Genomic DNA, 11564 nt, shown 5'->3' with positions numbered 1-11564 from the left:
GGCCGCCCGCGCGCTGAGCGACTGAAACTCCTGTCCATGGCTGGAGAACAGCGCCGCGATGGCCGCCCAGACCACGGGCCGCCGGCAGCAGCCCCGTGGTCTGGGCGGCCGCGGCGGCGTTGGCCGTGTCGATGCTCGAGCCGATACCGGCCAGACTCCCGGCCGCCGTTCCCAGCACTTCCGGCACCGTCATCACGAATGACATCGCAGACCTTTCAGGGGCATCAACAGCATTTTCGCCGTTACCGCACATGCTTAGCGACGCGAACGAGGTGTTCGTCGGCCCTTCGTCAACTCCCGGTATTCATTCGTCAACTTTCGATATTTGCCGGTGCTGACGGTCGTACAGGCGAATGCCTTTCAGCGCGATTCGCCGGGCAACTGCGCCAGCACGAGTCGCAGCACCGTGACCGCACCGGCCTTGTCGAGCGGGTCGTTGCCGTTGCCGCACTTGGGCGACTGCACGCACGAGGGGCATCCGCGCGGGCATTCACACGCCTCGATGGCCGCGGCCGTGGCGCCCAGCCAGGTGCGGGCCCGGCGGAAACCCCGCTCGGCGAACCCCGCCCCGCCCGGGTGGCCGTCGTAGACGAAGACGCTCGGCAGCCCGAGCGGATCGGGGCCGATCGCGGTGGACAGGCCGCCGATATCGCCGCGGTCGCAGCTGGCCACCAGCGGCAGCAGCCCGATCGCCGCGTGCTCGGCGGCGTGCAGCGACCCGGGGATGCGGGGTGCGTCGATACCGTTGTCCAGCAACGCCTCCGGCGTCACGGTATACATGACCGCGGTCGTTTCCAGACTTTGCTCGGGCATGTCCAGGTCGACGAAGTCGATGACCTCCCCGGAGAGGCGACGGCGGAGGTAGCCGACCAGCCGGTGGGTTACCCGGACCGGCACCAAACCCACAGTGACGGGCCCGAACTCGGACCGTTCACCGACACCGGTGACGGCGATGTCGGTGAGCTCGCGCGCGAACGTCGCATAGCCGGGGTCCTCGGCATGGACGAATGCGATCCCGCCGTCGAAATCCAGTGAGTCCACGACGTAGCTCTCGCCCTGGTGCAGATACACCGCCCCCGGGTGGACGCAGGCCGGAGCCTGGCCGACGCCGACGCTGCCCAGCAACCGCCCGGTGTCGGACTCCACGATTGCGATCTGGCCACCCGCCGCCCCCCGGATGTCCACGGCGCCATGGGGGTCCAGGCCCGGCGCGGGAAAGTACCTGCCGTTGCGCAGCCGCAGCAGTCCCTCGTCGACCAGGCCCGCGGCGACCCCCGTCGCGCCCAGGGCGCACACCTCGGCCGCGTCGAGCGGCAGTTCGGTTGCGGCACAGAGAAGTTGCGGACCCAGCAGATAGGGGTTGGCGGGATCGATCACCACCCGCTCGACCGGCTTGCCCAGCAGCGCGGCGGGATTGTGCACCAGGTAGGTGTCCAGCGGGTCGTCGCGGGCGATCAGCACGACCAGCGCCCCCTGGCCCCGCCGGCCGGACCGGCCGGCCTGCTGCCAGAACGAGGCGACCGTGCCCGGGAACCCGGCCAGCACCACCGCGTCCAGTCCGGCGATGTCCACGCCCAACTCCAGCGCGTTGGTGGTGGCCAGACCGCGCAGCCTGCCCTCGGCCAGCGCACGTTCGAGCGCGTTGCGGTCCTCGGCGAGGTAGCCGGCCCGATACGACGCGACCGTGCGCGACAGTTCGGGGGCGATATCGTCCAGCCGTGCCTGCGCGCCCAGGGCGGTCAGCTCCGCGGCCCGGCGCGACCGCACGAACGTCAGGGTCTGGGCGCCCTCGGCGACCAGGTCGGCCATCACCCGCGCCGCCTCCGCTCCGGCCGAACGGCGCACCGGCGCACCGTTTTCTCCCGTCAGGTCGGTGCGCAGCGCCGGCTCCCACAGGGCCACCGTCCGGGATCCCCGGGGGGAGCCGTCGTCGGTCACCTCCGCGACGGGATGCCCGATCAGCTCGGCGGCCGTCGCGCCGGGCGAGTCCGTCGTCGCGCTGGCGAAGACCACCGTCGGGTAGGACGAATAGCGGGCGCACAACCGCAACAGGCGGCGCAGCACCATGGCCACGTTGGAGCCGAAAACCCCGCGATAGTAGTGGCATTCGTCGACGACCAGGAACCGGAGGTCGCGCAGCAGGGCGGCCCAGCGGGCGTGGTTGCGCAGGATCGACACGTGGATCATGTCCGGGTTGGAGAACAGCCACCGGGAGCGTTCGCGCGCGAAGCGGCGCACCTCGGCGGGGCTGTCGCCGTCGTAGGCGGTGGGTGCCACCCCGAAACCGGGCTCGCGCAGTCGCGGGACGGCCGCGGTCAGGGCGTGTGCGGCGCGCAACTGGTCGTGGCCGAGCGCTTTGGTGGGGGACAGGTACAGCACCCGCGCCCGCGGGTCGGTGGCCAGGGCGTGCAGGACGGGAAGTTGGTAGGCCAGTGATTTGCCCGACGCGGTGCCGGTGCTGACCACCACGTGCCGCCCGGCGTGGGCCAGCTCGGCGGCCTGCGCCTGGTGCGACCAGGGGCGGGTGATGCCGCGTTCGGCGAACGCGCGAACCACGTCCGGATCGGCCCAGTCCGGCCAGCGCTGCGGGCGGCCGCCGCGCGCCGGCAGCTCGGCGACGTGGCGCAGCGGACGCTCGTCGGGGGCGGTGCCGGCGAGCGCGACGGCAAGCAGGTCGCCGCCGAAACTCGTCACGTGGCACCCTCCGATAACCCGTCGCCGGCACAAGTCTGTCGCCGACGCGACGAACATGATTGACTGATTGCGGTCGCAGCTTCTGTGTTCGTGTCAAACTTTCGCAGGATCGACGTTGCGGCCGCGGTTCCTGCGAGGTTAATCGGTCGGGTGAAGTTCCGGCGACTCGGCGAGGTATGGCGGTCGTATCAGGCCCGGGGCACCGAAAGGCGGTGCCCCGCACCCAGAAGAAAAGGAAAGATCGAGAAATGCCACAGGGAACTGTGAAGTGGTTCAACGCGGAGAAGGGGTTCGGGTTCATCGCTCCCGAAGACGGTTCCGCGGATGTTTTTGTCCACTACACGGAGATTCAGGGTTCGGGCTTCCGCACCCTTGAGGAAAACCAGAAGGTCGAGTTCGAGATCGGCAACAGCCCGAAGGGCCCCCAGGCCACCGGAGTCCGCTCGCTGTAGAGACGAGCGGATTCCCACGACAAACCCCCCGGGCAGTCCGTTCAGCGGGCCGCCGGGGGGTTTGCGTTATGCCGGGCCGCGCCGGACCGCCGCCGCGCCGGTCAACTCGAGGCGCGGACGCCCGGCCTGGCCTACTGTCGGTGGCGTGAGCCAGCTGTCCTTCTTCACAGCGGAGTCGGTGCCGCCCGCGGTCGCCGATCTCGCCGGGGTGCTGGCGGCTTCCGGCCAGATCGTGATGGTCGGCGCACCGGGCGATCAGGGTGCCCGGCTCTCGGCGGTGGTGGACCAGCTGTGGCGGGCGTCGGCGCTCGCCGAGATGATCCGGGAAGCGGGCCTCGTCCCCGAGCTCGGCCGCACGGACGAGGACACCCCGCTGGTACGGACGGCGGTGAGCCCGGCGCTGGTCGGCATCGCCGCCGAATGGACGCGCGGCGCGGTCAAGACGGTGCCCCCGCGGTGGTTGCCCGGGCCGCGCGAGCTGCGGGCCTGGACGCTCGCGGCGGGCCACCCGGAGGGCGACCACTACCTTCTGGGTCTGGATCCGCACGCCCCCGACACCCATTCACCCCTGGCGTCGGCCCTGATGCGCGTGGGGATCGCGCCCACGTTGATCGGCACCCGCGGCGGCCGGCCGGCGCTGCGGATCAGCGGTCGGCGCCGCCTGTCGCGCCTGGTAGAGAACGTGGGGGAGCCACCGTCCGACGCCGACGCGTCAGCCTTGTGGCCGCGGGTATAACCCCGCGTGGCGGCCCGCGTTCCGGGGAGCCGGTTTGCGCAGGCGCGCCCCAGGGTGCGAAATTGTCAGTGCCCTGAAGGCGAAGGAACGCCGGCGTACCCGAAGTTCACCGGAATTTTGGACGCCGGCCTGTCATTCTTCGTGCAGGGCGGTCCTGCACGGGGCCGGGATGAGAGATGGAGCGTAAGCGCAGTTGGCTGACCCGAAGCTGAAGGATCCTGGACGATCTGGCGGCGCCAAGAATGGGAGCCCCCGGCGACTCGTGATCGTCGAGTCGCCGACCAAGGCACGAAAGCTGGCCGGCTACCTGGGCTCCTCATACATCGTCGAGTCGTCGCGGGGCCACATCCGTGACCTGCCCCGGGCGGCGGCCGACGTCCCCGCCAAGTACAAGTCCGAACCCTGGGCACGGCTCGGGGTCGACGTCGACCACGACTTCGAACCGCTCTACATCATCAGCCCGGAGAAGAGGAGCACCGTCAGCGAGCTGAAGGGCTTGCTCAAAGACGTCGACGAGCTCTACCTGGCCACGGATGGCGACCGTGAGGGCGAGGCGATCGCCTGGCACCTGCTGGAAACCCTCAAGCCGCGCATCCCGGTCAAGCGGATGGTGTTCCACGAGATCACTGAGCCGGCGATCCTCGAGGCCGCCGCGCACCCGCGCGACCTGGACATCGACCTGGTCGACGCGCAGGAGACGCGCCGCATCCTGGACCGGTTGTACGGCTACGAGGTCAGCCCGGTGCTGTGGAAGAAGGTCGCGCCCAGGCTGTCGGCGGGCCGGGTGCAGTCGGTGGCCACCCGGATCATCGTGCAGCGGGAGCGCGACCGGATGGCGTTCCGCAGCGCGTCGTACTGGGACGTCGTCGCCGAACTGGACGCCAGCGTGTCCGACCCGAAGGCGTCCCCGCCCACCTTCAACGCCCGGCTGACCAGCGTGGACGGCATGCGCGTGGCCACCGGCCGCGACTTCGACTCGCTGGGCCGGCTGCGGAAGGCCGACGAAGTCACCGTGCTGGACGAGGCGCGGGCCACGGAGCTGGCGGCGGGCCTGCGGGGCGCCCAGCTGTCCGTGGCGTCGGTGGAGGAGAAGCCCTACACCCGGCGCCCCTATGCGCCGTTCATGACCTCGACGCTGCAGCAGGAGGCGGGCCGCAAGCTGCGGTTCTCCGCCGAACGCACGATGAGCATCGCCCAGCGGCTCTACGAGAACGGCTACATCACCTATATGCGTACCGACTCGACCACGCTGTCGCAGTCGGCCATCGACGCCGCGCGCACCCAGGCGCGCCAGCTCTACGGCGAGGAGTACGTCGCCGCGTCCCCGCGCCAGTACACCCGCAAGGTGAAGAACGCCCAGGAGGCGCACGAGGCGATCCGCCCCGCGGGCGAGACGTTCGCCACCCCGGACGCGGTGCGCCGCGAGCTCGACGGCGACGAATTCCGGCTCTACGAGCTCGTCTGGCAGCGCACGGTCGCGTCGCAGATGGCCGACGCGCGCGGGACCACGCTGAGCCTGCGGATCGGGGGCGCGTCCGGGGGGCGGCAGGTGGTGTTCTCCGCCAGCGGCCGCACCCTGACCTTCGCCGGCTTCCTCAAGGCCTATGTGGAGACCGTCGACGAACTCGCCGGCGGCGAGGCCGACGACGCCGAGCGGCGGCTGCCGCAGCTGACCGAGGGACAGCGGCTGGCCGCGCGCGACCTGACCCCCGACGGGCACGCCACCAACCCGCCGGCGCGCTTCACCGAGGCGTCGCTGGTCAAGGCGCTCGAGGAGCTGGGCATCGGCCGGCCGTCGACCTACTCGTCGATCATCAAGACCATCCAGGACCGCGGCTACGTCCACAAGAAGGGCAGCGCGCTGGTGCCCTCGTGGGTGGCGTTCGCCGTGACCGGCCTGCTCGAGCAGCACTTCGGCCGGCTCGTCGACTACGACTTCACCGCCGCGATGGAGGACGAGCTCGACGCGATCGCCTCGGGCCAGGAGCGGCGCACCGACTGGCTGAACAACTTCTACTTCGGCGGCGACCACGGCGTGTCCGACTCGGTGGCCCGCGCCGGGGGCCTGAAGAAGCTCGTCGGGGGCAACCTCGAAGGCATCGACGCCCGCGAGGTCAACTCCATCAAGCTGTTCGACGACGACCAGGGCCGCCCGGTCTATGTCCGGGTGGGCAAGAACGGCGCCTACCTGGAGCGCATGGTGACCGGCGACCCCGATGATCCCAGCGGGGAACCGAAGCCGCAGCGCGCCAACCTCAACGACGCGCTGACGCCCGACGAGCTCACGCTGGAGCTGGCCGAGGAGCTGTTCGCCACGCCGCAGGAGGGACGCGTGCTCGGCGTGGATCCGGAGACGGGCCACGAAATCGTCGCCAAGGACGGCAGGTACGGCCCGTACGTCACCGAGGTCCTGCCGCCGGCGCCCGACGAGGACGGCGGCGCCGCCGCGCCGGCGAAGAAGGGCAAGAAGCCCACCGGCCCCAAACCCAGAACCGGTTCGCTGCTGCGCAGCATGGACCTGCAGACCGTCACCCTGCAGGACGCGCTCAAGCTGCTGTCGCTGCCGCGCGTGGTCGGCGTCGATCCCGACTCCGGTGAGCAGATCACCGCGCAGAACGGCCGCTACGGCCCATATCTCAAGCGCGGCACCGATTCCCGGTCACTGGCGACCGAGGAGCAGATGTTCGACATCACCCTCGAGGAAGCGCTGCGGATCTACGCCGAGCCCAAACGCCGGGGCCGCCAGGCCGCCGCGGCACCGCCGCTGCGCGAGCTGGGGACCGATCCGGCGTCGGGCAAGCCGATGGTGATCAAGGACGGCCGGTTCGGGCCCTATGTCACCGACGGCGAGACCAACGCCAGCCTGCGCAAGGGCGACGACGTGGCGTCGATCACCGACCTGCGGGCGGCCGAGCTGCTGGCCGACCGCCGGGCCCGGGGTCCGGTGAAGCGGCCCGCCAAGAAGACCGCCCGCAAGGCTGCCGCCAAATCGGGGGCGAAGAAGGCCGTCAAACGCGGCTAGCTCGACACCTGCTGCCGGGCGACCTTGCCATGGGCGGCGAGCCTGACCGGCCGGGCCAGCTGGGTGGGCGCCACCCGCCCGCGCAGCTCGACGACGTCGCCGACGTCCCAGCACAGGGCCTCGGCGTCCAGCGCGCCGCTGACCGCGATCGCCGATGCGAGCACGTGGCCGGTCTCCAGCTTGGCCAGCTCGGTGAGGCGCGCGGCCTCGTTGACGGGATCGCCGATCACGGTGTACTCGAAGCGGGCCTGCGCGCCGATGTGGCCGGCGATGGCCCTGCCCGCCGACACCCCGATCCCGAACTCCGCGGACCCGATGACCGGCAGCAGCTCGTCGTGCAGTTCGCGGGCGGCCGCCAGCGCCCCGCCGGCCGCGTCCGGGTGCTCGATGGGCGCGCCGAAGATGGCCAGCGCGGCGTCGCCCTGGAACTTGTTGACGAAGCCGCCGTGCTTGCCGACCGTCTCGACGACCACCCGGAAGAACTCGTTGAGCAGGTGCACCACCTCGGCGGGCGGCCGGGTCGCGGCCAGCTGGGTGGAGCCGACCAGGTCGACGAACAGCACGGCGACGTGGCGTTCCTGCCCGCCCAGTTCGGTGCCCCGCTCCAGGGCCCGGCGGGCCACGTCCTCGCCGACGTAGCGGCCGAACAGGTCCCGCAGCCGCTGCCGCTCGGACAGGTCGCGGACCATGTCGTTGAACCCGGCCTGCAGCAGGCCCAGTTCGCTGGCGTCGTAGATCTGCATGTGCGCGTTGTAGTTTCCGCGCTGTACCTCGCTCAGCGCCCAGCGCAGCTGGCGCAGCGGGTCGGCGATCGACATGGCCACCAGCAGGGTGCTGACAAACCCGATGCCCAGCGCCGCCAGGGCCAGCAACAGGATCGGGGTGAACAGCCTCTCCGGCGTGGCATGCAGCAGCGAGGCCTTGTCGGCCACCACCGCCAGCACGATCGCCAGCACCGGCACGGCGGTGGACAGCATCCAGGTCAGGAGCTGCCGCAGGATGACGCCGGGAGCCTTGACGTTCTCCGGCACGCCGCTGCGCAGGGCGGCGACGGCGACCGGCCGCAGCACCCGCTCGGACTGCAGGTAGCCGATGATCGCGGTGGCGGCGGCGCCCAGGCCGGTGGCGACGGCCACGACGGGCGCAACGAACTTGGCGACCGACCAGCTGGCGGCGATGAACACCACGCCGCCGATGCACCAGGCCACCATGCTGGTGAGCGTGCGGTAGAACGGCATGTGCAGCGCGCGGCTGCGGGCCAGCTCGGTGGCCGCCGGGTCGGCTTCGGCGAGCAGGTTGTCGCGGCGCTGCCAGCGGAAGACCGGCATCAACAGCTTGAGGTTCACCACCGAGACGGCGAGGAACAAGACGACCAGCGAGCCCGCGAACACCGCCAGGTTCACACCCGGCAGGTCCTGCAGCTGTAGGCGGTCCTCGGGCGGCAGGCCGTAGCGCAGGAAACCGAGCACGAACAGCGCCCCGATGATGTCGGCCTGCACCATGCTTAGCAGGAACAGCGGCCACGGGGTGCGCACCACCCACCGGACGAACCCGTTGATCCGCCCGGGCAGTGTTGCCGCGGTTGTCATCAATCCACCGTATCGGTCGGGGGCTATTTGTTGGAAAACTCTAAGGACCACGGCACGTCGACTGGGGGCGCCCGCACCCCGGCCGGGTCACGAAACCGTCGCGATGCGGTGGCCGGTCGGTGTCCGTCGGCGGGTGTCACTACTGTTGCCGGTGATGTCCGGGGTGTTTACGCGGCTGGTAGGCCAGGAGGCGGTGGAGGCCGAGCTGCTGGCCGCGGCGAGAGCCGCCCGCGGTGATTCCGCTCACAGCGGCGCCGGCGACGGGACTATGACACATGCCTGGCTGATCACCGGCCCGCCGGGCTCGGGGCGCTCGGTTGCGGCGCTGTGCTTCGCGGCCGCGCTCCAGTGCACCGGGTCTTTTGACGACGGCGGGCCGGGCTGCGGGCGCTGCCGGGCGTGCACGACGACGATGGCCGGCACCCACGCCGACGTGCGGCGGGTGATACCCGAGGGCCTGTCCATCGGCGTCGACGAGATGCGGGCCATCGTGCAGATCGCGTCGCGCCGCCCGTCCAGCGGGCACCGGCAGATCGTGGTGATCGAGGACGCCGACCGGTTGACCGAGGGTGCGGCGAATGCCCTGTTGAAGGTCGTCGAGGAACCGCCGCCGTCGACCGTGTTCCTGCTGTGCGCGCCGTCGGTGGACCCCGAGGACATCGCGGTCACGCTGCGGTCCCGGTGCCGCCACGTCGCGCTCGTGACGCCGTCGACGGCGGCGATCGCGGGCGTGCTGGTCGACACCGACGGTTTGGACGCCGAGACCGCCGGCTGGGCCGCCTCGGTCAGCGGCGGCCACGTGGGCCGCGCGCGGCGACTGGCCACCGACCCCGAGGCCAGGCAGCGACGGGAGCGGGCGCTGGGGCTGGTGCGCGACGCCGCGACCCCGGCGCGGGCCTACGCGGCCGCCGAGGAGCTGGTTGCCGCGGCCGAGGTCGAGGCCGTGGTGCTGACCGCCGGCCGCGCCGAGGCCGAGACCGAGGAACTGCGGACCGCGCTGGGTGCCGGCGGGACCGGCAAGGGCACCGCGGGCGCGCTGCGCGGCGCGGCGGGCGCGATCAAAGACCTGGAACGGCGGCAGAAGTCGCGGCACACCCGGGCATCGCGGGACGCGCTGGACCGCGCGCTGATCGACCTGGCGACGTATTTCCGGGACGCGCTGGTGGTGTCGGCGGGCGCCCCGGAGATCCGGCCCAACCACCCGGACATGGCCGAGCGGGTGGCGGCGCTGGCCGGCCACGCCACGCCCGGGCGGCTGCTGCGCTGCATCGAGGCGGTGCTGGAGTGCCGCGAGGCGCTGGCGAGCAACGTCAAACCCAAGTTCGCCGTCGACGCCATGGTGGCCGCGATCGGCCAGGAGCTGCGCGGCCACGAACCGCGTGAGTGACTTCGCCTGGCGACGATGCTTGCCGTATGGGCGGCCCGAGGAGGAGCCGGGCAATCCTGACTTGCGTTAGACTCGTGCCGCCCCACGCGGGCGCGCCGCCTTAGCTCAGTCGGTAGAGCGATTCACTCGTAATGAATAGGTCAGGAGTTCGATTCTCCTAGGCGGCTCCGAACATGCAGTGAGGGGCGGTTCAGTTCTCCCTTACGACGCGTAAATGAGGCTCAGCTCGACGCTTATTCGCCGGAAATGTGTTGTCGCGTCGAGCGCGGCGGTGTAGTTCCCCGCCTGATAAGCGCGGTCGATGTAGTGCTTTCCGGTCACGTCGGGGGTCGAGTGCCCGAGCTGAGCCGCCGCCGTCTCCCGCCGCCGCTTCGGGGTGACCCACGCGAAGTCTTCACCCCTGATCTCCCGCCAGTGCGTCCGCACGTTGGCGGGCCACCGCGGCGTTCCCTTGCGTGAGGGGAAAATCACGTCAAAGGGCAATCCCCGCTCGCGTTGCGTCAACAGCGGCGCACGCCCGAAATCCGGCAGTAGTAGCGTCCGGTATCCATGCTCGGCTTTTGGCATGGGCTGGCGTTGTGCTGTCCTGTCCACCGTCCCCGAGATGGCCAGGCCAACGAAGCGCCACCAACCCAATGATGCGCGTCTCACGATGACGGCTGGTCAGGGTAGATACCGGCGAAGCGGTCGCCGACGTTCCGTAGCGCGGTGCGAAGTCAGATCGGGTCGATGTTTTGTGGAGCAACCGGCCGCTGCGATGGGTGCGCGGCGGTGCTGAGACATCCGAAAATGGGACGGAAACGTCGCTGGTGCTCCGATGCCTGCAAGCAGATGGCGCGGCGGCAGGGCGGGGTGTGACGGGCCTGGGGCGTGGTCGCGGCGGCGACGGTGCAGGGGCGAATTATCTGGAATTATCCCGATTTCTTCCTACAGCTGAAGTCGTAAGCTTGCTAAAGTTCTTGCAGCACAAACGAATCAGTCTCACTGACGCAGATTGGAGCTGTGAAAACCTTGTCGTTTCTTGCCGTGATTCCCGAAGAGATTCTTTCCTCAGTTTCCAGCTTGACCGGCATCGGTTCGTCCCTCGACGAGAGCCTCTCGTCGAAGATACCCGCCCTCGCCGACATTCCGGCCATGGCCGAAGACGAGGTGTCCGCCGCGATCAGTGCGTTGTTCAACAGCCACGCCGCGGTGTTTGAGGGGATCGCGACTCAGGCGACGAATTTTCACGCCCGGTTCGCCAACATTCTCGGTTCGGGAGCCAGTCTGTATTCCGATGCGGAATCCTCGGTGGCGTCAACATTGTCGACACCCTCCGCGTCTTTCCTCGGTGTGCATTGGTTTTCTCCTGTTCTCGACCTGACCGGGCGGCCCTTGTTCGGTAACGGTGTCAGCGCAGCTGCGGATACAGGTAAGGCCGGTGGTGCCGGTGGATGGATTCTCGGCAACGGAGGTAACGGCGGTTCCGGCGCAGCGGGTCAAGCGGGCGGCGCGGGCGGTGCCGGAGGGTTCCTGTTCGGTGTCGGCGGGCACGGCGGCACGGGTGGTAACGGAGTCAATGGAGTCGACGGCGGAGCCGGTGGCGCGGGCGGAAACGGTGGCGCGGGCGGATTCCTGTTCGGCGCCGGTGGAATCGGGGGTAACGGTGGCACCGGTTTCACCGCGACCGGGGCGGGGACGGGCG

General features: G+C 70.3%; 8 protein-coding genes, 1 tRNA gene and 1 pseudogene. 6 read left to right on the top strand and 4 right to left on the bottom strand.

Annotated features, from left to right (window positions below; genetic code table 11):
- Both FPZ47_RS23925 and FPZ47_RS23920 read right to left on the bottom strand, forming a co-directional pair.
- Window positions 1–205, bottom strand: a pseudogene (locus FPZ47_RS23925) (PE family protein); the annotation flags it as partial.
- 155 nt (window positions 206–360) lie between these two features.
- A complete protein-coding gene (locus FPZ47_RS23920) occupies window positions 361–2694 on the bottom strand; it encodes a DEAD/DEAH box helicase (protein WP_144955997.1) in 2334 nt (777 codons plus the stop codon).
- A 248-nt stretch (window positions 2695–2942) separates the two neighbouring features.
- Between FPZ47_RS23920 and cspA the strand changes: the two genes are divergently transcribed.
- From cspA to topA, 3 genes are all read left to right on the top strand, one after another.
- Window positions 2943–3146 carry a cold shock protein CspA gene (gene cspA, locus FPZ47_RS23915; protein WP_144956000.1) on the top strand — a complete coding sequence of 68 codons (204 nt, stop codon included), beginning with the start codon at window positions 2943–2945 and terminating at the stop codon, window positions 3144–3146.
- A 145-nt stretch (window positions 3147–3291) separates the two neighbouring features.
- Window positions 3292–3882 (top strand): hypothetical protein, encoded by a 591-nt coding sequence (locus FPZ47_RS23910; RefSeq protein WP_144956003.1) that lies wholly within the window; start codon window positions 3292–3294, stop codon window positions 3880–3882.
- Window positions 3883–4075: 193 nt separating this feature from the next.
- Complete coding sequence (gene topA / locus FPZ47_RS23900) at window positions 4076–6904, top strand: type I DNA topoisomerase (protein WP_144956008.1); 2829 nt, start codon at window positions 4076–4078, stop codon at window positions 6902–6904.
- On the opposite strand, the gene FPZ47_RS23895 is transcribed toward topA, so the two are convergent.
- A complete protein-coding gene (locus FPZ47_RS23895) occupies window positions 6901–8493 on the bottom strand; it encodes an adenylate/guanylate cyclase domain-containing protein (protein WP_144956012.1) in 1593 nt (530 codons plus the stop codon). The two genes, topA and FPZ47_RS23895, sit on opposite strands and share 4 nt — an antisense overlap.
- Before the next feature lie 154 nt (window positions 8494–8647).
- Between FPZ47_RS23895 and FPZ47_RS23890 the strand changes: the two genes are divergently transcribed.
- Entirely contained in the window at window positions 8648–9880 is a 1233-nt protein-coding gene (locus FPZ47_RS23890; protein WP_144956015.1) for a DNA polymerase III subunit delta', read from the top strand.
- Window positions 9881–9974: 94 nt separating this feature from the next.
- A tRNA-Thr gene (locus FPZ47_RS23885) sits at window positions 9975–10047 on the top strand.
- A 34-nt stretch (window positions 10048–10081) separates the two neighbouring features.
- Here FPZ47_RS23885 and FPZ47_RS23880 read toward each other — a convergent pair.
- On the bottom strand, window positions 10082–10447 hold the full coding sequence (locus FPZ47_RS23880) for a hypothetical protein (RefSeq protein ID WP_144956018.1): 366 nt from the start codon (window positions 10445–10447) through the stop codon (window positions 10082–10084).
- Between the two features lie 435 nt (window positions 10448–10882).
- On the opposite strand from FPZ47_RS23880, the gene FPZ47_RS23875 reads away from it, so the two are divergent.
- Window positions 10883–11564, top strand: a 682-nt coding sequence (locus FPZ47_RS23875; RefSeq protein WP_145039632.1) for a PE family protein, incomplete at its 3' end; no start/stop codon positions are given.

Origin of the sequence: Mycobacterium helveticum (genome assembly GCF_007714205.1) — a bacterium.
Taxonomy (GTDB): Bacteria; Actinomycetota; Actinomycetes; order Mycobacteriales; family Mycobacteriaceae; genus Mycobacterium; species Mycobacterium helveticum.
This window is presented reverse-complemented; position numbering and strand designations above follow the sequence as displayed.